26 protein-coding genes are annotated in these 24,143 nt (G+C 68.8%); 12 read left to right on the forward strand and 14 right to left on the reverse strand.

Going from position 1 to position 24,143, the window contains the following annotated elements; genetic code table 11:
- The first annotated feature begins 54 nt into the window (after positions 1–54).
- From H0264_RS33430 to H0264_RS33440, 3 genes are all read left to right on the forward strand, one after another.
- A complete protein-coding gene (locus H0264_RS33430) occupies positions 55–705 on the forward strand; it encodes an ACT domain-containing protein (protein ID WP_181581238.1) in 651 nt (216 codons plus the stop codon).
- A gap of 104 nt (positions 706–809) precedes the next feature.
- Complete coding sequence (locus H0264_RS33435; protein ID WP_181581239.1) at positions 810–1,214, forward strand: hypothetical protein; 405 nt, start codon at positions 810–812, stop codon at positions 1,212–1,214.
- Between the two features lie 26 nt (positions 1,215–1,240).
- Complete coding sequence (locus tag H0264_RS33440; protein ID WP_181581240.1) at positions 1,241–1,423, forward strand: hypothetical protein; 183 nt, start codon at positions 1,241–1,243, stop codon at positions 1,421–1,423.
- A gap of 83 nt (positions 1,424–1,506) precedes the next feature.
- On the opposite strand, the gene H0264_RS33445 is transcribed toward H0264_RS33440, so the two are convergent.
- Both H0264_RS33445 and ligA read right to left on the reverse strand, forming a co-directional pair.
- Complete coding sequence (locus H0264_RS33445) at positions 1,507–2,019, reverse strand: GNAT family N-acetyltransferase (RefSeq protein ID WP_181581241.1); 513 nt, start codon at positions 2,017–2,019, stop codon at positions 1,507–1,509.
- Between the two features lie 93 nt (positions 2,020–2,112).
- Positions 2,113–4,227, reverse strand: a complete 2,115-nt coding sequence (ligA, locus tag H0264_RS33450) for an NAD-dependent DNA ligase LigA (RefSeq protein ID WP_181581242.1) — start codon at positions 4,225–4,227, stop codon at positions 2,113–2,115.
- A gap of 193 nt (positions 4,228–4,420) precedes the next feature.
- On the opposite strand from ligA, the gene H0264_RS33455 reads away from it, so the two are divergent.
- Positions 4,421–5,008 (forward strand): TetR/AcrR family transcriptional regulator, encoded by a 588-nt coding sequence (locus tag H0264_RS33455; protein WP_181581243.1) that lies wholly within the window; start codon positions 4,421–4,423, stop codon positions 5,006–5,008.
- A 30-nt stretch (positions 5,009–5,038) separates the two neighbouring features.
- Positions 5,039–6,280: a cytochrome P450 gene (locus tag H0264_RS33460; RefSeq protein WP_181581244.1), complete on the forward strand. Its 1,242-nt coding sequence runs from the start codon at positions 5,039–5,041 to the stop codon at positions 6,278–6,280.
- A gap of 13 nt (positions 6,281–6,293) precedes the next feature.
- Here H0264_RS33460 and H0264_RS33465 read toward each other — a convergent pair whose 3' ends face one another.
- Positions 6,294–6,842 (reverse strand): YdeI/OmpD-associated family protein, encoded by a 549-nt coding sequence (locus H0264_RS33465; RefSeq protein WP_181581245.1) that lies wholly within the window; start codon positions 6,840–6,842, stop codon positions 6,294–6,296.
- Between the two features lie 116 nt (positions 6,843–6,958).
- Between H0264_RS33465 and H0264_RS33470 the strand changes: the two genes are divergently transcribed.
- Positions 6,959–7,597 (forward strand): DUF4097 family beta strand repeat-containing protein, encoded by a 639-nt coding sequence (locus tag H0264_RS33470; protein WP_181581246.1) that lies wholly within the window; start codon positions 6,959–6,961, stop codon positions 7,595–7,597.
- Positions 7,598–7,672: 75 nt separating this feature from the next.
- Here the strand turns inward: H0264_RS33470 and H0264_RS33475 are convergent, their stop codons facing one another.
- Entirely contained in the window at positions 7,673–9,394 is a 1,722-nt protein-coding gene (locus H0264_RS33475) for a serine/threonine-protein kinase (protein ID WP_220139890.1), read from the reverse strand.
- A 42-nt stretch (positions 9,395–9,436) separates the two neighbouring features.
- Entirely contained in the window at positions 9,437–10,249 is an 813-nt protein-coding gene (locus H0264_RS33480; RefSeq protein WP_181586019.1) for an ArsR/SmtB family transcription factor, read from the reverse strand.
- 175 nt (positions 10,250–10,424) lie between these two features.
- Here H0264_RS33480 and H0264_RS33485 point away from each other — a divergent pair, with 175 nt between their 5' ends.
- Positions 10,425–11,678, forward strand: a complete 1,254-nt coding sequence (locus tag H0264_RS33485) for an AAA family ATPase (RefSeq protein WP_244976024.1) — start codon at positions 10,425–10,427, stop codon at positions 11,676–11,678.
- Positions 11,679–11,746: 68 nt separating this feature from the next.
- Positions 11,747–12,136, forward strand: coding sequence for a hypothetical protein (locus tag H0264_RS33490; RefSeq protein ID WP_181581248.1), 390 nt, complete (start codon positions 11,747–11,749; stop codon positions 12,134–12,136).
- A 34-nt stretch (positions 12,137–12,170) separates the two neighbouring features.
- Here H0264_RS33490 and H0264_RS33495 read toward each other — a convergent pair whose 3' ends face one another.
- From H0264_RS33495 to H0264_RS33515, 5 genes are all read right to left on the reverse strand, one after another.
- Positions 12,171–12,371 carry a hypothetical protein gene (locus H0264_RS33495; RefSeq protein ID WP_181581249.1) on the reverse strand — a complete coding sequence of 67 codons (201 nt, stop codon included), beginning with the start codon at positions 12,369–12,371 and terminating at the stop codon, positions 12,171–12,173.
- Between the two features lie 58 nt (positions 12,372–12,429).
- A complete protein-coding gene (locus H0264_RS33500) occupies positions 12,430–13,476 on the reverse strand; it encodes a methionine synthase (RefSeq protein WP_181581250.1) in 1,047 nt (348 codons plus the stop codon).
- A complete protein-coding gene (gene mnmA, locus H0264_RS33505; RefSeq protein WP_181581251.1) occupies positions 13,473–14,594 on the reverse strand; it encodes a tRNA 2-thiouridine(34) synthase MnmA in 1,122 nt (373 codons plus the stop codon). Before mnmA ends, H0264_RS33500 begins: the two co-directional genes overlap by 4 nt.
- On the reverse strand, positions 14,594–15,814 hold the full coding sequence (locus H0264_RS33510) for a cysteine desulfurase family protein (RefSeq protein WP_181581252.1): 1,221 nt from the start codon (positions 15,812–15,814) through the stop codon (positions 14,594–14,596). Before H0264_RS33510 ends, mnmA begins: the two co-directional genes overlap by 1 nt.
- A gap of 153 nt (positions 15,815–15,967) precedes the next feature.
- On the reverse strand, positions 15,968–17,824 hold the full coding sequence (locus H0264_RS33515) for a glycosyl transferase (protein ID WP_244976025.1): 1,857 nt from the start codon (positions 17,822–17,824) through the stop codon (positions 15,968–15,970).
- Positions 17,825–17,964: 140 nt separating this feature from the next.
- Here H0264_RS33515 and H0264_RS33520 point away from each other — a divergent pair, with 140 nt between their 5' ends.
- The 4 genes from H0264_RS33520 (at position 17,965) to H0264_RS33535 (ending at position 19,895) form a co-directional block, all read left to right on the forward strand.
- Entirely contained in the window at positions 17,965–18,831 is an 867-nt protein-coding gene (locus H0264_RS33520) for an SDR family NAD(P)-dependent oxidoreductase (RefSeq protein ID WP_181581253.1), read from the forward strand.
- Between the two features lie 63 nt (positions 18,832–18,894).
- Positions 18,895–19,296: a hypothetical protein gene (locus H0264_RS33525; protein ID WP_220139891.1), complete on the forward strand. Its 402-nt coding sequence runs from the start codon at positions 18,895–18,897 to the stop codon at positions 19,294–19,296.
- Between the two features lie 72 nt (positions 19,297–19,368).
- Positions 19,369–19,644: a hypothetical protein gene (locus H0264_RS33530; RefSeq protein ID WP_181581254.1), complete on the forward strand. Its 276-nt coding sequence runs from the start codon at positions 19,369–19,371 to the stop codon at positions 19,642–19,644.
- A gap of 20 nt (positions 19,645–19,664) precedes the next feature.
- Positions 19,665–19,895, forward strand: a complete 231-nt coding sequence (locus H0264_RS33535) for a lipopolysaccharide assembly protein LapA domain-containing protein (protein WP_181581255.1) — start codon at positions 19,665–19,667, stop codon at positions 19,893–19,895.
- Positions 19,896–20,015: 120 nt separating this feature from the next.
- Here H0264_RS33535 and H0264_RS33540 read toward each other — a convergent pair whose 3' ends face one another.
- The 4 genes from H0264_RS33540 to H0264_RS33555 form a co-directional block, all read right to left on the reverse strand.
- Complete coding sequence (locus H0264_RS33540; RefSeq protein ID WP_244976026.1) at positions 20,016–20,969, reverse strand: lysophospholipid acyltransferase family protein; 954 nt, start codon at positions 20,967–20,969, stop codon at positions 20,016–20,018.
- 6 nt (positions 20,970–20,975) lie between these two features.
- Positions 20,976–21,839 carry a GNAT family N-acetyltransferase gene (locus H0264_RS33545; RefSeq protein ID WP_181586021.1) on the reverse strand — a complete coding sequence of 288 codons (864 nt, stop codon included), beginning with the start codon at positions 21,837–21,839 and terminating at the stop codon, positions 20,976–20,978.
- A gap of 284 nt (positions 21,840–22,123) precedes the next feature.
- Entirely contained in the window at positions 22,124–23,311 is a 1,188-nt protein-coding gene (locus tag H0264_RS33550) for an S-adenosylmethionine:tRNA ribosyltransferase-isomerase (RefSeq protein WP_181581256.1), read from the reverse strand.
- Positions 23,308–23,994, reverse strand: a complete 687-nt coding sequence (locus H0264_RS33555; RefSeq protein ID WP_181581257.1) for an SDR family NAD(P)-dependent oxidoreductase — start codon at positions 23,992–23,994, stop codon at positions 23,308–23,310. Before H0264_RS33555 ends, H0264_RS33550 begins: the two co-directional genes overlap by 4 nt.
- Positions 23,995–24,143: the final 149 nt, after the last annotated feature.

The following is a 24,143-nucleotide window of genomic DNA, read 5'->3' on the forward strand; positions in this document are numbered from 1 at the left end:
CTCGGGTATCCGTCCCAAAGTTTCGGTGGTCGCACAAGGAAAGGAAGGAAGCACGTGTCATACCTGCTTCGCGTGCAACTTCCTGATCGCCCAGGGAGTCTCGGTTCGCTCGCACTCGCGCTGGGTTCCGTGGGCGCCGACATCCTCTCGCTGGATGTCGTCGAACGCGGCGATGGTTTCGCGATCGACGACATCGTGGTGGAGGTGCCCTCGGGCGCACTCCCCGACACCCTGATCACCGCGGCCGAATCCCTGCACGACGTCCAGGTGGATTCGCTGCGGCCGTATTCCGGAATGCTGGACACCCACCGCGAGCTCGAGCTCATCGACCAGGTGGCCAATGCCCGCGACGATCGCTTGCAGGTGCTCGTCGACGGCGTGCCGCGAGTGCTGCGCGTCGGCTGGAGCACGGTGATCGACATCGGCGCGTCCGGGGCGTACCGGGTGGTGGGCAGCCAGAGCGCACCGTCCACACAGGCCGGTTCCGCGCCGTGGATGCCCTTGGAAAAGCCGGCAGTCCTTGACGCCGAAGGCGATTGGGTGCCGCAGCTCTGGAAGGACATGGACACCAAGCTGGCCGCCGCCCCACTGGGCAACAGCGGCAAGGTGCTACTGCTGGGCCGTCCGGGCGGACCGGAGTTCCGGCCGTCCGAGGTGGCGCGGCTGGGCTATCTGGCCGGAATAATCGCCACCGTCCTGGGCTGACATTTCTCAGCAAACTCTTCTACTAACCAACTACGTAGATACCTACTATTGGACTACGTAGATGAGTGCTCGGTTCGCGAGCACCTCGGTGAACGGAGAAGGCAATGGAGCCCACCACGCGCGACCGATCGACCCTGACGACCCGCACCCGGCGCATGATCCACACCGTGCTGCCCCTGGTGGGCGCCGCGGCCGCCGCCACCCTCGCAGCCGGACCCGCTGCGGCGGAATCACTTTCCCGCGGCGGCCCGGCCTTCGACAGCTCCCCGCGCACCAGCTCCGACACCGCCGGCCTGCACGGCATCGACCCCCTCGGCTACATGCACACCGACTCGAACCCGGTGTGGCAGAACCAACACCGCGAGAACCTCCGCGAAAGCCGCACTCCCCCGGCGCAATCCCCGTCTCGCGCCACCTCCAGCGACAGCGGCGCCGCCACCTGGACCCCCACCGCACGGACCGACCGATCCGGCTGGACCGTCTGCCGCCCGCAGGCCAGCTGGTGCTGAAACCGACAGAGCCGGAGGACATTTCGATGAACACCAGCCCTGTAAGCACCGGCGACTCGCCCAACGACATCCACCAGGTAGTGGCACTGGCGGACGGCAGCCTCGCCTGGAAGCCCGCAGACCCCATCTCCCAGTGGACATTCGGCACCGACCCCCGCCCCGACCCCACCTACCGCGACCAGTCCTACTGCACCAGTGGCAGCCTCTGACGCGCGCAGGTGTACAGCGGGTGAGAGAGCTCTGGTGGCGGGAATTTGTCTGGATCCCCGCCATCAGAGCTCCATGATCTTGATCAGGACCCCGTGGCGAGGCGCATGACTGTCAGGGGTGTGCCGGCCATGGTCTTCCAATCCCGTTCGGGCACATGGAGGAAGCCGAGGCGGTCGTAGATGCGGCGGGCGTCGCGCATGGTGGGCATGGTGGTGAGGACTACGGCGTCGAAGTCCTCGGTGCGGGCGATATCGATGACGCGGCGGATGAGGGAGGAGCCGACGCCGAGGCCGCGAGCCTGCTTCGCCACTGCCAGCATGCGGAATTCGAGTTCGCCGGGGCGGGCGATATCGGCGAAGGGGGTGCCGGGGCGGGCGACCGTCAGGGAACCGACGACCGCGCCCTCGTGCTCCGCCACCAGGATCTGGGCCGAGTCCGCGCGGGTGGCGGTGTCGGCCAGTTCGGCCACGTACAGGCTCTGCGGGTCGACGTGACCCTCGCCGACATAGACGTCGACGGTCAAAGCGCCGATGGTCGGATAGTCCTCCGGCGCGGCGTCCCGGATCTCGACACGCGCCTGTGCTGCACCACTCACCACAACTCCATCCCTATCCCCTGTCCCCCAACACCATTCGACACCGGACAACGCGCCCGCCGAGGCGGGCCATTCCCACCTCGGCGCATCGCACTACTGCTCCGTGTCGGGATCCTTCACGGCCTCCGGACCCTGCACGGCTTCCGGGCCGCCTTCGAGCAGCTTCTTGAAGCCTTCCTCGTCGAGGATCGGCACACCGAGCTCCTCGGCCTTGGCGGCCTTGGAACCCGGGGAATCGCCGATGACCACGAAGGCGGTCTTCTTCGACACCGAACTCGCCGCCTTGCCGCCGCGAATCAGGATGGCCTCCTTCGCGCCGTCCCGGGTGAACTCCACCAGGGAGCCGGTGACGACGATGGACAGGCCCTCCAGATTGCGTTCGATGGATTCGTCGCGTTCGTCCTCCATGCGGACACCGGCCGCCGCCCACTTGTCGACGATATCGAGATGCCAAGGGACGGTGAACCATTCGGCGACGGCCGCCGCGATGGTGGGGCCGACGCCGTCGGTGGCGGCCAGTTCCTCGGCGGAGGCGTAACGGATGCGATCCATGCTGCCGAAGGCCGAGGCCAGAGCCCGTGCGGCCGTGGGGCCCACGTGGCGGATGGACAGGGCCACCAGCACCCGCCACAGCGGGCGGTCCTTGGCGGATTCCAGATTCTGCAGCAGGCGTTTGCCGTTCGCGGACAACGTGCCGCTCTTGTTGGTGAACAGCGTCGTGGTGAGCAGCGTGTCCTCGTCGAGGGAGAACAGGTCGCCCTCGTCGGCGATGGCCTCGGACTTGAGCAGATCGATGGCGGCCTCGTAGCCGAGCGCCTCGATATCGAAGGCGCCGCGGCCGGCCACGTGGAAGACGCGCTCACGCAACTGCGCCGGGCAGTACTGCTGGTTGGGGCAGCGGATGTCGGCGTCACCCTCCTTCTCGGGGGCGAGTTCGGTGCCGCATTCGGGACAGTGCGTGGGCATGACGAATTCGCGTTCCGCGCCGGTGCGGGCATCGGCCACCGGGCCCAGCACCTCCGGGATCACATCGCCCGCCTTGCGAATCGTGACGGTGTCACCGATGAGCACGCCCTTGCGCTTGACCTCGGAGGCATTGTGCAGGGTGGCCATGGCCACCGTGGAGCCCGCGACCGTCACCGGCTGCATGACCGCGAACGGCGTAACCCGGCCGGTGCGACCGACATTCACCTGAATGTCGAGCAGCTTGGTGGTGGCTTCCTCCGGCGGGTACTTGTAGGCGATGGCCCAGCGCGGGGCGCGGGAGGTCGCGCCGAGGCGGCGCTGCAGCGAGAACTCGTCGACCTTGATGACCTGGCCGTCGATCTCGTGCTCGATATCGTGGCGGTGCTGGCCCCAATAGTTGACGCGATCCATGACCGCGTCCGCGCCCTGCACCCGGACGGTGTGCGCCGACACCGGCAGGCCCCAGGCCGCCAGCGCGCGATACGCCTCGTTCTGCGATTCCGGGGCCCAGCCCTCGATGCGGCCGAAGCCGTGGCAGATCATTTTGAGCTTGCGGCGCGCGGTGACCGCGGGATCCTTCTGCCGCAGGGAACCGGCCGCGGTATTGCGCGGATTCGCGTACGGCGGTTTGCCTTCCGCGACGATAGCGGCATTGAGCGCCTCGAAATCCTCGAGCGTCATGAACGCCTCGCCGCGCACTTCGAGCAGTTTCGGCATCGGGAATTCGGCATTGGGCGTCAGCACATGCGGAATGTCTTCGATGGTGCGGGCATTCAGCGTGACGTCCTCACCGGTGCGCCCGTCGCCGCGCGTGGCGCCGCGCACCAGCCTGCCGTCCTCGTACACGAGGTTGAGCGCGACGCCGTCGATCTTCACCTCGCAGACGTAGTGGATGTTCGCGCCGGTGTCGGCTTCGACCCGGGCGATCCACTGCCGCATCTCCTCCTCGTTGAACACATTGTCGAGGGAGTACATGCGCTCGAGGTGATCCACGGGCGCGAATTCGGTGGTGAAGCCGCCGCCGACCAGCTGGGTCGGCGAATCCGGGGTGCGCAGATCCGGATGCGCTTCCTCCAGTGCGACGAGCTGCTGGAACATCTCGTCGAATTCGCCATCGGTGATGATCGGTGCGTCCCGGACGTAGTACCGGAACTGATGGTCGCGCACCTCCTCGGCCAGTCGCTGCCACTCGACCCGCTCGTCCCCACTCGCCGGGGTGATCTCGATGCCCGATTCGCTCACAACCCTCACCCTAGTCGAGGCCACCGACAGTCCCGCGCGACATTCCCGCACGTCGTGCCCACTTCCGAGGGAAATTCGAGACCTTCGGACGCGGGGGCGCACGGCGGGTTTCGGACGAGTTGCCGCCGGGCCCTGGATCATTCGAGTGGCCAAGCGCAGTCTGGTGGTATCCAAGCATTTGATTGGAGAAACCGTGGCGGACAGTACTCGCGACCGCATCCTCGATGAGGCGCTGCGACTGTTCGCCGACAAGGGCTACGCCGGAACCTCGGTGGCCGCCATCGAGGAGGCGGCCGGGCTGTCACCGCATTCCGGAGCCCTCTACACCCATTTCGGGTCGAAGGAACAGGTGCTCGCCGCTGCCGTCGAGCGCGCCATCGGCACCGCCGAAACCGGATTCGCGCTCGCGCCGATGCTGTCGCTGGGCAATCTGGACGCCGAACTCACTCTCATCGCGCGCGGTTCGCTGGTGCTGTTGCAGAGCTGGCGCAATCTGATTCGCGTCATGACCAAGGAGAGCGAGCAGTTCCCGGCCGTCATGGCCGAGGCGCGAACGCGACTGTTCGAGCGGTCGCGGCGCTTCCTGGCCGACTGGCTGGCCGCGAAATCGGCGGGCGACGACCGCGATATCGAGGCCATCGCGGCCATCTGGCTCGGCTCGCTCGAAAACTATTGGGCCGCAACCTGCATCTACAACGATCCCCCCTTGGATATCGACGAGGAACGATTCATCCGCCAGTGGGTCGTCACCTTGCGCGCCGCCCTGGGCGCGGCACCCTAGATCCATCCGCTGATTGCACGGAGCGCCATCATGGCCGAAACCCGCACCACCGCATTCGATCTCAACGATCCCGCGGTCATCGCCGATCCCTATCCGCACTACGCCCGCCTGCGTGAGGAAGCCCCCGTCCACCACTGCCCCGACCCCGACCTGTGGATCCTGAGCCGCTACGACGACGTGCTGACCGCGCTGCGCGACACCACCCGCTTCTCCTCGAATCTCGGTGCCGCCGAAGCCTTCTCAGGCAACCCGTTCAACCCGCGCATGTCACCACCGCGCTGGCTGACCTGGCCCGTCGAACGCCTGCTGCCGACCGAGACCCTCCTCACCAGCGATCCCCCGGTGCACACCCGATTGCGCAAGAAGGTGAACCGCGCCTTCGCCCCACGCCGAATCGCCGCCCTGGAAACCAGGATTCGCGCCCTCACCGACGACCTCGCCGACGCCCTGTGCGCCCACGCGGCGCGCGGTGAGCCGGTGGATGTGGTGCACGACCTGGCCGGCCCGCTGCCGACCATCGTGATCGCCGAACTCATGGGAATCCCGCCCGAACACCGCGACGCCTTCAAACGCTGGTCCGATGATCTGATCGACGGACTCCTCACCGGCGGCAGCACATTTCGCATGCTGCGCAGCGCCTTCGCCATCACGCGCTATTTCGCCCGCACGGTCCGGCGGCGCCGCCGCAAGCCCGGCGACGACCTGATCAGCCTGCTCGTCACCCCCGACGCCGACGGCGCGCTCACCACCCTCGAGCTGATCCTCTTCTGCGTGCTGCTGCTGGTGGGCGGCAATGAAACCACCACCAACCTGATCGCCAATGCCATGGACACCCTGCTCGACCACCCCGAGTCCTGGCACCGCCTCACCGCCGACCCCACCCAGGCAACCCTCGCCGTAGAGGAAACCCTGCGCTACCAGAGCCCCGCCCAAGCCCTCCTCCGCGTGACCACGACAAACGTTGCCCTCCAAGGCATCACCATCCCCACCGGCTCCCGTGTCCTCCCGCTCATCGGCTCGGCCCACCGCGACCCGCGCCACTGGCAAGCCCCGGACACCTTCGAGCTGGACCGGAAAACCAACGGCCACTTGGCCTTCGGCACCGGCATCCACTACTGCATCGCCAACGCCCTGGCCCGCCTGGAAGCCCGCATCGCCCTGGAAACCCTGGCCCGCCGCACACCGGGCCTCACTCGCGCGGGTACCCCGACCCGCATCCCCAGCCCGGTCCTGCGGGGCCTGCGCACCCTGCCGGTGGCCGTCGAACCCTGACCGGACACGACCGTCAGCGCGGTTCGAGGTTGGCCAGTGCCTTGGCGAGCCGGGTGGCGCGGGTCTTCCCGCTGCGCGCGCGTAGGAGCTCCAGCACGATCGCGTACCGGCGGGTGCGATCGAGTTCCTCGAACGCGGCCCGGGCGGCCGGGCGCCGGTCGAGCGCTTCGGCGAGGTCCGGCGGAACGGTGAAGCTGGATTGGGAGGGGTAGGCGGCCGCCCAGCGGCCGTCGGCCTTGGCCGCCGCGACTTCCGCGAGGCCGGGGGCGCGCATGCGGCCCGCCGCGGTGAGCTCGGCGACCTTGTCGACATTCACCTGCGACCAGTGGCTGCGCGGGCGGCGCGGAACGTATTTCTGCAGGTAGTACTCCGAGTCCAGCCCCTTGCGCTGCCCCGAGATCCACCCCCAGCACAGGCCGACGTCGACCGCCTCGTCACTGGTCAGCGACGGGATGCCGGAGCCCGCTTTGGCCATGCGAATCCAGACTCCTTCCGGCACAGCGTGATTGGCCTCGAGCCAGGTGTCGAAGGCCGCCGCGTCGGAGAAGGTCACCGGATCCATTGGCCCAGCCTCCCAGAGACCACCGACACATCACCCTTGCGTCTACGTATACATATACGTACAGTGGTGAGCGCAGGTGCAACAGCACTCACTTCCGAAGAAAGTCAGGGAACGACATGCCTACATTCCAGACGCCCGCGCCGATCGCCGTCACCGTCGATCTGCCCATCGCGAACGTCGTCGTCCTCGCCTCCGACCGCGCCGACACCGTCGTCGAGGTCCGGCCGGCCGATGCGACCAAGAAGGATGACGTGCGTATCGCCGAAAAGACCCGGGTCGGGTTCACCGACGGCGAGCTGACCGTGGACATGCCGACGAGCCGTCGGCTCAGCCCGTTCGGCGGCAAGGGCGCGATCGAGGTGCGCATCGAGGTGCCCGCCGGATCCCGGTTGCGGGGCGTGGTCGCGATGGGCCGGCTCACCGGCGTGGGCGAATTCGGCGAGTGCGATCTCGAGGTCTCGGCGGGCGACATCGTCATCGAGCGCCCGCACGGTTCGGTGACCGCCAGAACCGCCAAGGGCGATATCCGCGTCGACGCGGCCGCGCGCGGCGTGCTCGATCTGGCGACCCAGATGGGTGAGCTGGAGGTGGGGATCGTGCCGGGCAGCGCGGTACAGCTGGCCTCGACCACCCTGCACGGCGCCGTGCAGAACCAGCTCGCCCCGGCGACCCGCTCGGGCGAGGAGAACACCGTGCGGGTGAACGCCCGCACCTCCTACGGCAATATCATCGTCCGCCAGGCCACCGCCGCCTGAACCACGTCGGGAATACCGCTGCCGCACACACCGATCGCGTCGGGCCCACGCGATCCGCAGGCGGCACAACCGGTCTCACTCGCTGGCGTAGACGCTGACGATCGTGCCGTCGAGGTTGGCGGCGAGGTAGCCGGTGCTGTTGTAGGCGTCGCTGAGGTAGACGCGAATGGTCGGCTTGTCGTCGTTGAAGGTCCAGGCGGAGTCGACGATGACGTAGCGCATGGTCGGGTTGGGGACATTGAGCTTGTCGTCGGCGGCTTTCAACAGGCCGGGGAGAATACTCCAGTCGATGTCACCCAGGCGGACGGTGCCGGTTTCGGTGCGGGTGCCGCCGGGGCCCTGGCGGGTGGCCACGCCATTGCGGTAGGTGTAGGAGTCGTATTTCTTGGTGCTGCCGGTGACGGGAACGCTGGCGTTGGCGTACTCCGGATAGAACGTCGCCTCGGTGAATTCCTTGCCACCGCAGGCTTTCTCCAGTGCCGTGATCGCTTGACGGATGCCGTCCGCGGTCAGCAGGTCCGCGGACTTGCCGGTGGTGGCCGCGGTCGTCGTGCGGCCGGGCTGTCCGCCGCCCGGCGGCTCGATCACCAGCGATGGCTGGCCGGGGATCGTGGGCTGATTCGAATTCGCCTGTGAATCGGTCGATTTCGGCCAGAACACCACCGCGGCGACCAGGGCTGCCGCCGCGGCGAAACTTGCCATGATCCACCACGGGGCGAAACTACGCCCCCGCTGGGGCATCGGATCCGAGGGCTGCGGGGCGAAAGGCGCCGGCTGTGGCGAGTTCGCCTGGGCGGCAAATGGTCCCGAGGTCGCCGGACCCGGCCACGCGGCCTGCGGGGTAGCCGGTACCGAATCCAGCCGCCCCGGCTGCGATCCGATGGAGGCGGGCGCGGATCGGGGCCCGGACGGGTACCCGGGCGGTGCGGATTGCCCAGGTGCGGAATCGAATCGGGGTGGGACGAAGGATCCGGCCGCACCCATGGCCTCGGCGAGCATCCAGTCGGCCTGGTCGAGAGTGGGGCGCTGGTTGGGGTCGGGGGTCAGGAGTGCGCGCAGGACCGTATTCAGCGAGCCGGCGCGTTCGGGCGGCGGGACCTCGCCTTTCAGCACGGCGGCCAGGGTGGCGACCGTGGTGTCGCGGCGCATGGGGTGATAGCCCTCGACCGCCACGTACATGACCAGCGCCAGCGACCACAGGTCGGAGGCGGGGTGGCCCTCCTCACCCTGAAGGCGTTCGGGAGCAACGTAATCGAGGGAGCCGACGACGCTGCCAGTGGAGGTGAGGCCGTTCATGCCGTCGATGGCGGCGATGCCGAAATCGGTGAGGACCGGCGAACCGTCCTCGCGCAGCAGGACGTTCGCGGGTTTGATGTCACGGTGCAGAACGCCGACCGCGTGTGCGGCGCGCAGGGCCGCCAGCAGGCCGCGCCCGAGGTAGGCGGCGTGGGCGGGGGCGAGCGGGCCCTGGGCGAGCAGGTCGGCGAGGCTGCGCCCGCGCACGAGTTCCATCACGATCCAGGGATGTTCGGCCGCGGGCGAATCCACGATGTGGTGGATGGCCACCACGTTCGGGTGGCCGATCCGCGCCAGCGCCCGCGCCTCGCGCAGGACCCGTTCGCGTTGCACCGCGGCCGATCCGGGCGCGCCGTCCGCGTCGGCGGCGCGCACCTCCTTCAAGGCCACTTCGCGATGCAGCATGAGGTCGTAGGCCCGCCACACCGTTCCCATACCGCCGCTGCCGAGCGGCTCGAGCAATTCGAAACGCCCGTCGACCACTGTCCGCCCGGAAATCACGGCGCAAGCCTATTGGTATCGCCGCGGCAAAGCGAGACGCCGCTACGCCTCGGCGGTGAACTCCGGATCCGGCAGGGTGTCACCGGTTTCCAGCAGGGTCTTGAGGTTGGACAGGATGGCGGGCCAGCCCTCGGTGATGCCCTGCAGCATGGTGCTGCCGGGCTGGAAGCCATCGTGCACGACGGTGAGCTTCACCATCTCGCCGCCGACGGGCTCGATCTCGAAGGCCACCTTGGAGCGCTGCTCGGCCATGAGTTTCGCGGTGTCCTCGGCGCTGAAGCCGAATTGCTCGCCGAAGGCGGTGTCCACGGTGTGCCAGGTGTAGGCGAGCCGGCGGTACGGATCGGATTCGAGGATCGTCTGTTCGGGATCCTTGCTCACCCAACCGGATTGCTCCCATGTCATGGGGGATCCGGTTTTCCAGTCGGTGTCGAAGGTCGCGCCCCAGTACCGCTTGGTGAAGGCGGGATCGGTCAGGGCTCGCCACAGCTGCTCGGGCGTGGTGCGAATGTAGGTGGTGTAGACGAATTCGTCGCTCATGGTCGCGCTCTCCAATGCGGATTTGAGGTCCGCGAGTGCGTGCACGCGCCCGCGGTCGTATCGGCTGATCCAGCGGTCGGCGATGGCATTGACGGGTTCGGTGTTGAGAAAGTGCAGCTTCTCGCGGCCCCGGCGCAGGGTGGTCACCAGATTGGCGGCCTCCAGGAGCGCCAGATGCTTGCTGACGGCCTGGCGGGTCATGTCGAGCCCGGCGCAGAGTTCGCGCAGGGTCTGGCCGTTGCGGTCGTTGAGGCTGTCGAGCAGCCTGCGCCGGCTCGGGTCGGCCAGGGCCTTGAATACGTCGGCCTCGAACATGTCGTCCACCGGGGCACCTTATCCGTGTATCCCTCTCGTCGAGCAACCTGGTGGTTGCATGAACGAGAATAGGCAACCATATGGTTGCGCGTCAAGACACGCCCGGATCCGGCTATCGAGACTCGGATGCGTGTCCGAAAGGAGAAAGTCGCCTTTCCGGCCCGCTACCGGCAGGATGTCGAGGGTGTTGCGCAGTTTTCAGGTGACCAATCACCGATCCCTCGCAGAGCCGCAGGAGTTGCGGCTCACCCGTGGCAACGGGCCGGTTGCCACCCCCGTCACCGCTGTGTACGGCGCGGCCGCCACCGGCAAGACCGGATTGGTGGATGCGCTCGAGCGGATGCGCGACGCCGTGCTCAACTCCGTCTCCGGATGGGATCCCTACTCCGGGCCGGTGCGCACCCCGCACCTCGGATTCGCGGACCGCCCAACCGAATTCGTGGCGCACTTCGTAGCGGAGGGCTGCCCGTACACCTACGGATTCCGGCTCGACAATGCCGACGTGACCGCCGAATGGCTGTGGTCGCATCCGCACAATCGCAAACGCGTCGTCTACGAACGCGACGGCGACGACATCCGCATCGGACCCCAATTCGAGGCCGCCCGTTACGGACTGGGTGCGGTGGTGCCGCTGGTGCGCCCGAACGCCCTGCTGCTCAGCCTGTCCGGGCAGCTGTACGCCGAACCGCTCGTGCCCGCCTACCGCTGGTTCCAGTCCCTGCTGGAAGTGCAATGCGGGCAAGCCGATCCGCAGGAACTCGCGCATCGCGTCGGCAGCCACATCTCCCGCTCCACCGATCACGCCGTGCGCATGCTCACCCTGCTGCGCTCGGCCGACCTCGGCATCACCGATCTGCTGCTGCCCGCCGACGACCCCATGTACGCCGACTACCTGCGCGACCTCGACAACGACATCGCGGGCACCACAAAGGAAATCGACTCCTGCACCAGCTCCGCGAGCTACGCCGAGGAACTGTTCCTGGAGCACGGTGTCACCGTCACGCTGTTGCAGCGTGAACTCACCAACCTCTACGCCGCCCGCGACGCCCTGTACTCGCGCATGGTGGCCCGGCGCGGCGTCGGCCTGGGACTCGTGCACGAAGGCATCGACACCGCCTTCGACATCACCGACGAATCCACCGCCACCCTGGCCATGCTGCGACTACTCCCGCCCATGCTCGACGCCCTCGACGCCGGTGGTGTGCTCGCCGTCGACGATATCGACGCCCACCTCACCCCCGAGGCCGCCGACCGCCTCATCCAACTCTTCCAGAACCCCGAAACCAATACCCAAGGGGCACAACTCATCTTCACCACCGCCAACCGGCCGCTCATCGACCGCGGCAACGGGCGCTCCCAGACCAAACGCACCACCGTCTGGCAGCTGCGCCGCACACCCGAGGGAACCTCCGAGCTCACCGCACAGTGAGGTGGCCCGGCTCGCGCGCCACACTGCGTCCGCGAGCCGGATCCGGCGAGCCGCCTAGCATGGGTGACATGCTCATGCAGCTCACGTTCGTCCTGCTGATGGCCGGCACCCTGGTGGCCCTGCTCATGTACTTCCGCAAGGGCCGCGACGCGTCGTCCATGCCGCAACCGGAATCCGGGACGCTGTACGTCACCGGCGTGAGCCCCCGCCCGGACGCGACCGGCGAGCAGTACGTCACCCTCGCGGGCAGCATCTCCGGACCATCGCTGGTGGCCTACGAGGTGTACGGCCGCTTCGCCTGGGACGTGAACCAGTGGCCCTCCCCCGGCGACCAGATCCCCGTCGTCTACCCGGCCGGCAAGCCCGACCACTGGCAGATCGGCCACCCCGGCGCCCGCCCATACCTCGGCACCCGTCGGCAGAATCCACAGAAGGGCACCGAACCGGGCGGCTTGTGACGGTTCAGCGCCCGGCGACAGCCGGTTCGTGCGCTCACTCCCCGCCACCGCCACCACCGCAGCCCCCGCCGCAGCCGCCACCACAGCCGCCACCCGAACCTCCGCCTCCCCCGCCGCCGTAACCGCGGCGGCGACTGCGACCGCTGCTGCTGCCGCGACCGCCGGAAGAGCGGCCGATGATGATGACGACGACCGCGATCGCGATGACAATGCCGATGATTCCCAAGGTCTCCATGGGCAAAATGTATGGAGCGCTGGGGTTTCGCAACACCTGACAGCTGTCAGGGTCGAGCTCAGTCGAAGGTCAGGGCTTCCGGCTCGTCGGCGTAGGTGCGTGCGGTCTCGGCGGCGAGGCCGAGGGCCTTTCGCGCCCAGGACAGCGGTGCTCCGGCGAGCCCGCAGGCGGGGGTGACGAGGATCTGGTCGGCCAGCAGGCGTCGCCGGAAGCCCAGCCGATCCATCAGTCGCACACCGGGTTCGGCGATGTCGCGCCAGGTGATCGGCTTGGACGGCGGCTCGGCGGGAACCAGGCCCAGGGCCAGGTACTTTCCGGCGTCGAGCAGTTCGCCGACGCTGTCCAGGTCGGCGGTGCCGATGGCGGCCAGGTCGAATCCGATTGCGGCGGCGGCACTCTTGCGCAGGAATCCGAGGGCCGGCCGGTCGGCGCAGGTGTGCACGAGCACCGGGCCGGACTGCGCGGTGATCACCGTGTCCAGGACGTGCAGGGCCTCCGGCTCCGGCTTGGCGCGCACGGTGTTCATGACGCTGGGACCCGTCAGGCTGCCCTCCAGCACCGCCGTCAGCAGCGGTTCATCCACCTGCACAAGCACTTCCGCGCCCAGCCGCTTGCCCGCCTCGGCGACATGATTGCGCACTCCTTCGGCCAGTGACTCCGAAAGATCCCGCAGCGCACCGGAATCGGTGAGCACGCGATGCCCGCCCGGCAGCTCCACCTCGGCGGCGAGGGTCAGCGGCCCGGTCACCTGCACCTTCACCGAGCGTCCGGCACCGGCCAGACCCGCTGTCTCCCAGGCTTCTTCGAGTGCGTCCAGATCGGTCCGCAGCAGATCGTGCGCCCGCCGCGACACCGCGCCCGGACGCTGAGCCAGCCGGTATCCCCGCGTGGTGCTGTCGAATTGCATTTCGACCAGCAGCGCCGAGGTCCGGCCGATCATGTCCGCGCCGATACCGCGCGCGGGCAACTCCACCAGATGCGGCAGCTCCCCCAGCTCGCCCACAATGGTCGCGGCGGCCTCCCGGGCATCGGCGCCCGGCCACGATCCGACCCCGGTCGCGATCCCGCCCCGGAGCCCGGCCGCTCCGGATTCGACGTCACTCACCGGGCGTTGTCCGCGACCAGTTCGCTTGCGTACGAGTGGGGTTCACGCTCGGTGCCGGAAATGGTGCCGCTGCCCAGCACTTCGTCGCCGTCGGCGTCGGGGCGGTACATGACCACGGCCTGACCGCGCGCCACACCGGTGAGCGGTGCGCGCAGGCGCACCACCAGGCCGCCGTCCACGGGCTCGACGACCGCGGGCGCGAGCCCACCGTGGGCGCGCACCTGCACCACGCATTCGACAGGGCCGGAAGGGGTTTCACCCGAGGTCCAGATGGCGCGCTCGGCCAGGACCGTCCAGACCTCGAGATCCTTGGCCGGGCCGACGCGCACGGTGCCGGAATCGGGATCGATATCGGTGACGTAGCGCGGCAGTCCGTCGGCGGCCGGGCCCGGCAGACCCAGACCCTTGCGCTGGCCGATGGTGAAGCCGTGCACGCCTTCATGATCGGCGAGCTTGGTGCCGTCGGCATCCAGCACCGCACCCGGGCGGACACCGATCTTCGCGCCCAGGAAGGCGCGGGTGTCACCGGAGGGGATGAAGCAGATGTCGTGGCTGTCGGGCTTGTTCGCCACGGCCAGACCGCGCGCCGCCGCCTCCTCGCGGATCTGCGGCTTGGGAGTGTCGCCGACCGGGAACATGGCCCGGGACAACTGATCCGCGGTGAGCACCGCGAGCACATACGACTGATCCTTGTCGGCGTCGACGGCCCGGCGCAGCACGCCGTCCTCGAGCCGCGCGTAGTGCCCGGTCACCACGGCGTCGAAGCCCAGCGCCACGGCACGATCGGCCAGCGCCGAGAACTTGATCTTCTCGTTGCAGCGCAGGCACGGGTTCGGCGTCTCCCCCGCGGCGTACGCGGCGACGAAATCGTCGATCACGTCTTCCTTGAACCGGTCCGCGAAATCCCAGACGTAGAACGGGATTCCGAGCACATCGGCGGCACGGCGGGCGTCACCCGCGTCCTCCTTGGAGCAGCAGCCCCGCGATCCGGTGCGCAGCGTGCCCGGTGACGCGGACAGCGCCAGATGCACGCCGACCACCTCGTGCCCGGCCTCCACGGCGCGGGCGGCGGCCACCGCGGAATCCACGCCACCACTCATCGCGGCAAGTACACGCACTAGAAGCCTCCCTTCGCTCCGGCCAGTCCGGCCGCCTTCGCCCGCTCGACCACCTGCGGCAGCACGGCCAGCACGGCATCGATATCGGCGTCGGTCGAGTTGTGTCCCAGAGAAAATCGCAGCGACCCGCGCGCCAGCGCCGGTTCCACTCCCATGGCCAGCAGCACATGTGAGGGCCCGGCCACACCGGCATTGCAGGCCGATCCGGTCGAACATTCGATGCCGGCGGCATCGAGCAGCATGAGCAGCGAATCGCCCTCACACCCGGGGAAGGTGAAGTGCACGTTCCCCGCCAGCCGCCGCTCGCCGGTGGCGCCGTTGAGCACGGCCTCCGGCACCGCGGCCCGCACACCGTCGATGAGCCGGCCCGAAAGCCGCTCCAATTCGACTGCACGAGAAGCCAATCCGGCAACGGTCTCGCGAACGGCGGTGGCCATCCCGACCGCGCCGGGCACATCCGAGGTCCCCGAGCGCAGATCACGCTCATGCCCGCCGCCGTGCAGCAGCGGCACCGCGGCCACCTGCCGCCCGAGCAGCAGCACGCCGACCCCGTGCGGCCCGCCGACCTTGTGCCCCGCGAAACTCGCCGCGGCCAGACCACTCCGACCGAAATCGATCGGCAGCTGCGCCGCCGCCTGCACCGCGTCACTGTGCATGGGCACATCGAATTCCTGCGCCACCGCGGCCAATTCGGCGATCGGCTGAATCGTGCCGACCTCGTTGTTGGCCCACATCACGCTCACCAGCGCGGCGTCCTCGGCATGCGCGGCCAGCGCCTCCCGCAGGGTGCGCGGCGAGACGACGCCCTCGGCGTCCACCTCCAGCCAGGTGACCTGCGCGCCCTCGTGCTGCTCGAGCCACTCCACGGTGTCCAGCACCGCGTGATGCTCGACCGCGCTCACCAGAATCCGGGTGCGCTTCGGGTCGGCGTCGCGCCGCGCCCAGTAGATGCCCTTGACGGCGAGATTGTCGCTCTCGGTCCCGCCCGAGGTGAAGATGACCTCCGACGGCCGCGCCCCCAGCCCGGCCGCGATCGACTCCCGCGCCTCCTCCAGCAGCCGCCGCGCCGCCCGCCCCGACCCGTGCAGCGACGACGCGTTGCCCGTCGTCCCCAGCGCAGCGCACATCGCCTCGACAGCGACCGGGAACATGGGTGTCGTGGCCGCATGATCGAGGTAGACCGTCTGGGCACCGACCGGACCCGGGAAAGCCGACTTCATGACCGTAAGAGCCTATCCCATCCCTGACCTGCGCAACCTTCGGGTATCCACCGGCCACCTACATTTCCGCACACCACCTGCGCAACCCGCTGACGGCGTCTCGCTATTCCCACGGATCACTCCGGGGACCGGTTCGAATCGCCGTCGATCCCCTCAGACGAGGCCGCGCACGTCCCACACCCACAGCCCGTCCACTCGCCGGCCGGGGATGCCCAGCAGTTCGTCCACGGTCCGGCGCAGGGCGTCCTGGTTGGCGGTGGGCGGCAGCACCAGCAGATCGGCGTTCCAGTAGCGCAGGTCCGCGCGGGCCTGGTCGCGGAGGGCCTGGTCGACGGCCGGAACCTGGTTGAGGTAACTCACCAGCCTGAGCAGGTTGCCGGTGGGCCGATGCTTGGTGCCGTAGCGGGCCGTCCCGTCCGGTTCGGGGCCGACGAAGTAGCCGCCCACGAGCGGGAAGGCGAAGTCGGAATCGATCTGCCAGTTCAGGGCGGCGGCGTCCATGGCGGTGGACGGCGGCACGATCACCACGGAGCCGTCCGAGACATACTGTCGCACAGTGCCATCGGCGAAGAACGCGGGCGTCGGGGCGCGTTCCGCCACCGGCAGCGGGGTCGGTGCGAGAGGCAGCAGCGCGCAGGCCGAGGCGGCGAACCATGCCGTCGGCCGCCAGTCGCCGATGGCGGTGCGCCGGTAGTCGATCGCCCGCTGGGTGCCCAGGACCAGGATGATCGCGATGGCCGGAATGGCCGCCATGGAGAACCGGGATTCGACGATCCCGTTCAGCGGATGGATCCCCCCGAGCACCAGCCACGGCATGGGCACACCGCCGACCATGGGCACGATGGCGAGGGTGCCGCCCACGAGCAGGCCGATGCCCAGCGACAGCGTTACGAACACCACGATGACGACCACGGCCGCCCGCACCACACGCTCCCGCCGCAGCAGGAACGCGGTCACCGCGACCAGCAGCAGCAGCGGCCATCCGAAGTAGGAGTTGTGCTCGGTCGGATTGATGCTCACATCCGGGCCGAACGAGAACATGCTGCCGGCCGACTCCGAGGAGAACTGGAACAGCGCCAGCAGGTCATTGCCCACTCGGCCGTGACCGACGAACGTGTACGACTGCGGTCCGAAGAACTGCCACCACAGCAGAACCCCGGTGAGCGCCAGCGTGATCAGCGCCGCCAGCAGCACCGACGGCGCGGTCACCCGCGCCGTGCGCAGGATGTCGCGCGGTGCCCGGACGTAGGCGAGCACGAACAATGCGAAGGCCAGCGCGAAGATCAGCAACGGCTCTTCGCCCAGCACGAGCTGCAATGCGACCAGCAGACCCAGCACGGCCGCGGCACGCGGTTGCCATGCCGGTCGCGTCGCGAGCTCCGCGCGCCGCGCCATCGTGATCACCTGCCGCGCGATCAGCGGAAGCAGCAGCAGGAAAACGAAATTCGGATGCCCGTTGGAATGCGAGACCATCGCCGGAGCGAAGCCGCAGAACAAACCACCGATGGCCGCAGCGAATCTGGAGGTCACCAGCTCCCGGGAGAACAGCCAGTACCAGGCGAAGGCCGTGCCGCTCAGACCGACGGTCAATGCCAGTACGAAGGTGACCGTGGGCCCGAACAGCAGGGTGACCGGCGTGAGCGGTACACCCCAGCCGTACATGAGCGTATTGGCCGCCAGGTTCACCCCATCGGGATAGTTCTGCAGCTGCGAGCTGAGCATGCTGTCGCCGTGGGTGACCGTTCGCGCCGTGACCGAGAAGTACCACTCGTACAACGTCTGGTCCTGATCGCTGTCGATCAGGTAACCGCTGCGGGGCTTGCGCCACAGCCCGCCGAGCACGAATACCGCGAGCGCCAGATAACCCCCGCCGACGAGCAGGTCGATGCGGGCCGAACGCCACCACCGCCGAGTCTGCTCGGCGGGCACCGTCTCCGGTGCGGCCCGCTCCGCAACTGCAACCGCCGATCGGTCCGCTTCGGTCCCGTCGGCAACCCACCCCAGTGTCACGCGCACTTCCCTCTAACTGTCACAGCCGTAATCAGCCGCTCACGATACCGCCACGGTTGCCGGATGACGGACACGAAGATCGTGGCCGATCCCGCGAAGTGCGCCTCGCTCCAGCTACCGGTTACTTAGCATTCACAAGTATGTACGGAATCGGTGAACTTGCTCATCTGATCAGGCACAGCCTGGATACGCAGGTGAGCGTGGCGCGGCTACGGCGGCGGCACACGCTGGAGGAACAGGTGGCGGGGCGCACGGTGCTGATCACCGGCGCCTCGTCGGGGATCGGGCGGGCGGCCGCGCTGCGCATCGGGGCCGCCGGGGGCACGGTGGCGCTGGTGGCGCGGCGGGCGGACGAACTGCGGGACGTCGCGGCGGAAATCGCGGGGTGCGGCGGGAAGGCCGACGTATACCCTTGTGATCTCAGCGATTTCGATGCTCTCGATGCGATGGTGGCGCAGGTGCTCGCCGACCACGGCGGGGTGGACATCCTGGTCAACAATGCGGGGCGGTCCATTCGCCGGCGGGTCGACGAATCCTATGAGCGCTTCCATGATTACGAGCGCACCATGCGTTTGAACTACTTCGCGGCGACCCGGCTCATACTCGCGCTGCTGCCCGGGATGCGGGAACGGCGGTACGGTCAGATCGTCACCGTGCTGTCACTGGCCAATCAGTTCGGCGGTCCCGGCTACAGCGCCTACGTCGCGTCCAAGGCCGCACTGGATTCGCTGACCTCGAACCTGCACATCGAAACCCTCACGGACAATGTGCGATTCACCTCGATCTACATGCCGCTGGTTCGCACCGCCATGGTCGCCCCGAACCTGGAATATCGGAACACCCCCGCGCTCACCCCGGAGCAGGGCGCGGAAACCATCTGCGATGCCATCATCGACCGTCCGCGCCACATCGGCCCCCTCATGGGGCGTCTCGCGCTCCTGCTGGACAATTTCGTCCCCGACCGTTTCGACGAGGTCCGCAACGAACGCTTCCGGCGGGGCATGTGATCAGGCGTTCGTTCCCGGAAAATGGTTCGCCGCAACGGTATCCATGTCCGTAGGCTTCCCGGCATGTGCTACTACCCCAGCCGTGCGCACTACGTCTGCCTGAACTGCCGGGTGTCGCACAAGGACATTCGCGCCCGCGAGGGCCGTCATTGCCCGCGGTGCCGCGGCGAACTCGTCAATGCCGGTGCGCACCTGGCGGTTCCCCGCAAACACGACACGGCGGGCTGGCGCGCCCTGGAAGCCGTCCTCCGCTCCGGCCTCACCTTCCACGGCGGCTGCTGCGGCGAAGGCCCCGGCTACCGCCCCCGCACCCCGCGCGAGATCCGCGACCGCCTGCGCTTCGCCGACCGCATGAACATCCCCGTGGCCGTGGCCCTGGCCACCCCCGATCCCACCGACGCCGACCGGCCCGCCGGCGCCCGCCGCCGCGAGATCACCTACCGGCCGGGCGCCCGCAAACGCTGAGCCACCACCAGCCGCGCATACTGGTCAGATCCGTAGTTCCCGAGCAGGACCCCACGACCCGGAGGTGCCTCGATGGAGCATGACCAGAACCTGTCCCAGGACGCCCGCCGCAAAGCCGGTGACGAGCAGGCCGCCGCACGACGGTCCGAACGCCACGACCAGATGACGGATATGAACCGCGTCCGCGCCGAATCCGGCGGCGACTACGAGCCCGCGAAACGCTCGGACCTGCGCGGCGAAATCGACCGCGACCGCGACATCACCCCGCGCGAGGACCGCCACGCCGCCAAATCCGCCGCCCACGACGCCGCCCGCCTGGCCAATGAGGAATTCAGCAGCGGCCACTGACCCGAGGCGAGGAGTGGTTCATGAGCAGCCCGGAGAAACCGTCCCTTCTGTCCCGCGTGACGCCGACCCAGTGGATCGCCCTGGCTCTCACAGTGCTCGCGGTGCTCTTCATCGCCGCGAACCGTAAACGGGTGTCGATCGAATTCCTGCTGTTCGACATCAGCTCACCGCTCTGGCTGATCCTGCTGGCCATGTTCGTGATCGGCTGGCTCGCCGGAGTGCTGACCGCACGGCGGCGGCGCAACCGGTGAACACTCCGCTGCCCGGAATCCGCCGCCCCGCGCTATGCGGGTTCGGTGTGCGCCTCGACCACGATTCGCGTCGGATTGTCACCGGATGGCATCCGGCGAGATGCCATCCGGTGTGGACGGTCAGGCGTGGACGGGGTGGGTGACGGGGGTGGGGCGGCGGTGGGCGCCGGTGCCGATGGCTTCGACTTCGTCGGCGCCGTGGATGACGTCGGTGAAGGCGCGGTCCATGAGGTCGCCCTCGATGGACCGGCGGCAGCGGCTGGCCAGGTCGTGGCGGTCGGTGCCGGGGAGTTGCAGGGGCTGGAGGGTGATTTCGGCGGTGACGCCCTTGGAACGCAGGACGCGGCCGATGGAGTCGGTGAGGGCGTCGACGCCGACGAAGCCTGGGACGGTGGAGATTTCGCCGTGGCGGTCCAGGTAGCGCAGGCGGATCGGCTGGACGGGGGTGCCGGAGTCGACGGCGGCCTGGTAGAGGGCGGGACGGAGGCGGCCGTGGGCGCGACCGCACCAGGTGGTGCCCTCGGGGAAGAACGCGACACGTTCGCCGGCGGCCAAGCGTTCGGTCATGGTGGCGATGACGGTGGGCAGGGTGCGGAGGCGTTCGCGTTCGATGGGGATCACGCGGACCTTGCGAGCCACATCGCCGAGCATGGGCCAGTCGACCAGGTCGGCGCGGGCGACGAAGCTCATGGGGCCGATCGCGGACAGGGCGACGACGTCGGTCCAGCCGATGTGGTGGGCGGCCAGGAGGACGCCGCCTTCGGATTCGGCTGTCGCGCCGCGGTTGTCGATGACACGGATGCGAATTCCGCAGCAGGCCAGCAGGGCTCGGGCGTAACCGCGCTGGATCACCGGGCGGCGATGACGCGGGGTCAGCAGGTAGGCGAGCGGGAAACTGCCCAGCACACCGGCGACGCCGAGCAGGCGGGCGGCGACCCGCAGGGCGCCGGCCGCGGCGGGCGAGTCGACACACGAAGCGTCACAGGGGCTGTGCGGCATCCAGGCGTGAGCGGTGGCGGGAGCCTGCGGGCACTCCAGGGCGGACGAGCCCGGGGAAAGGAAGGCGGGCAACATGATTCATCACCGTGCGTCGAAGGTCGCGGCCGCGCCCCGGAGACGCTCCAGGTAGCGGGTGTTGATGGTTTCCAGGCCCAGCAGGGCCACGAAATCGGCGACACCGAAATCGGGGTCGTGCGCGGGCTCCCCGCAGATCTGGGCGCCCAGGCGCAGGTAGCCGTTGAGCAGCGGCGGCAGCTTCGGGCGTGCCGGTGGCTGCATGTCGTCGAGGGTGCGGCCGTCCACGACCACCGGGGCGAACGGGCGGACGTGCCGTTCCGGCTCGAGACCATGCTTGGCCAGCAACAGATCTCGGACGCCGCGCACATTCACACCCGGCTGATCCTGCGGCGTCATCTGCATGGGCACCGAGCAGCAGCCCATGACCCACTCGTAGCCGGTGAGCTGGATGTAGTGCAGGATGCCCGCCCACATGAGGGTGAGGGTGGAACCGTTGCGGTGCTCGGGCACCACGCACGCGCGCCCCATCTCCACGATGCGGTGCCGCTCGGGTTCCAGTGCGGTGAGGTCGAATTCGGTGGCGGTGTAGTAGCCGCCGGCGGCGGTCACCTTGTCCGGCGGCAGCATGCGGTAGCAGCCGACGAACTGGTCGGTGAGATCGTCACGGACCAGCAGGTGGTCGCAGTGGTCGTCGAACCGGTCCGCGTCCAGCCCGTCGGTGTTCTCGGGGATGCGGAAGCCGGGCTCGTTGCGGAACACCTGATAGCGCAGGCGTTGTGCGGCCTCGCGATGTTCGGCGTCGGAGGAGACGACCAGGGAGTACTGGGACCGGCCGGAGGTGTGCACCGGCGCGGGGGTCCGACATGACTGCGGGAGCAGGGCGGGATTCGATCCAGCTGCGAGCAGGCTGGCGTTCGACGCTGCCATGGTGGTCATAGCGATGATCAAGCCAGTCCCAGACGGCGCTGGAGCGACCGCGAGATTGCCTCTCGATGCCAGTCCGGTGAACGGGGCGCAGACCGCACCCGGCGTTCATCGAAGAGCCTTCGAACGTTCTCTACCAGGACAAACGCTGGAAACTTCGGTGGGTACCGAGGGCTCCGGCGGGCCTTCGAACAGCCTCGGACAGCTGCCGCCGGACACCGGCAACAACCCCCGCGAAGGGGGAAGGCTGCAGCCTACGCCGCGTCCCGCAGGCCCGCCACAGCGGGTCAGCTCCGGAACAGCAATGCGGTGTCACCGAATTCGTGCCAGAGGTACCCGGTGTCGAGCGCGGCGCGGTAGGCGGCACGGACGACATCCGCTCCCGCAACCGATTCCAGCAGCTGAAGGTGGGAGGCACCCGCCTCGTGCCAGCCGGTAATCAGCCCGTCCACGGCCCGCGCGGGACGGCAGCCGTCGAGTACCAGATCCGTCCACCCGGCCCGAGGACGCACCGATCCGCCTGTGTCCGTGGCGGATTCCAGCGCACGGGTAACCGTGGTCCCCACCGCCACCACCCGCCCACCCGCGGCATGCGTCGCATTCACCAACCGCGCGGTGATCTCCGGAACCGTGAACCGCTCCGGACTCGGCGGTTCCCCCGCCTCCGGCGACGACACCCCGGCATGCAGCGTGATCGGCGCGAGCCCCACCCCGCTCGCCACCAGCTCGGTCACCAGCGCCTCGGTGAAAGGACGCCCGGCACTGGGCATTTCAGCGCTGCCGGGCTCCCTCCCGAACACCGTCCGGTAGTACGACGCCGACCACCGCTCGCACACATACGAATACGTGATCGGCCGCCCGTACCGCGCCAGCAGAGCGGGCACGTCGGTATCGACCTCAGCGACCCACAACCGTCCCGACCCCGGCAACCAGGGTGCCAGTAGCAGCGCACTGTGCCCACCCGCGAGCCCGACCCGCACGCCCGGCTCCACCGCCGTGCGCGCATGCTCGGCAGCACCGCTCCCCGGTCTCGCGCCGTCCGCTCGCGCGCCGAGACTCGTCCGATCGGCATCGAGGGCAGCGGATGCGGTCGCGCCACGATGCGATTCCCGACCCTCGGACCTGATGTCACGCGGATCCGGCACACTGCCTGCCGACCACGGAGTGCCGCGCGGGTCGCGGAGCTCGAGCACCCAGCGGCCGTCGTCGAGGCGGGTGGAGAAGTGCACGACTGCTGGGGCGCCGCCCAGACGTGCGTCCACGGCGGCGGGAATCATGGCCGAATTGTTCACGACCACAAGGTCTCCGGGGCGTAGGAAGGACGGGAGTTCGCGGAAGCGGGCGTGCGTGATGGTGCCGCCGTCGCTCAGCAGTAGGCGGACTTCGTCGCGGGCGAGGCCACGCACCTCGGGTGGGCTGGTGGCCGTCAGTTCGGCAGGCACGACGAACTCGTGGCGCGCCAAGTCGACCGTCATGACGCCACCGATAAGTCCGCGGCCACGTATCTGCCGCTGGCGGGGCGGGTTTCCAGGAGCCGGAACAGTGCGGGCACAACGGTTTCCGGTTCCGGACGGTCGGAGATGTCTTCGCCGGGGAAGGCGGCCTGATGCATCTCGGTGCGCATCTCGCCGGGGTCGAAGCCGTAGATCCGCAGGCTCGGATTCTCCAGGGCGAGAACGGAAGTGAGGTGGTCCAGCGCCGCCTTGGACGCCCCGTATCCACCCCAGCCTTCATAGGGGGCTACCGACGCGTCGGAGCTGACGTTCACGACGATGCCGTTCGCGGCCCGCAGGGCGGGCAGGGTGAGTTGCAGAACCGCCAGGGGCGCAATCACATTGGTGTCCAGGACCGAGGCCAGCTCGCCGAGCGGGTAGTGCTCCAGTTTCGGCAGCGGGCTCGGCCCGAGCGCACTGGCGTTGTTGACGACCAGGTCCAGCCGCCCGTCACCGATCACCTCCGCAAGCCGCGCGCGATGTACGGGATCGGCGATATCCCCCGCTACCGCCGTCGCCCCGGTCGCCGCGGCGACCTTCTCCAGGCGTTCGGCCCCGCGCGCGGTGATGATCGATTGCCAGCCTCGAGCGGCGAGGGCCAGCGCGACCGCGCGCCCGAATCCGGCCGAGGCTCCCGTGACGAGGGCTGTCTTGTTCTCTGCCATACCGCCAGCGTCCAACCTCAACCCGACTCGAGGTCAACCGGTTTTCACCCGCAGCGGAACCGCCGCCGCGTCACCGCGATCCACGGGCTTCGGTCATGAAGGTGCCGGAATGACGAAGGGGCTCTCCGGCCAATACCGGAGAGCCCCTC

The organism is Nocardia huaxiensis (assembly GCF_013744875.1).
GTDB classification, from domain to species: domain Bacteria; phylum Actinomycetota; class Actinomycetes; order Mycobacteriales; family Mycobacteriaceae; genus Nocardia; species Nocardia huaxiensis.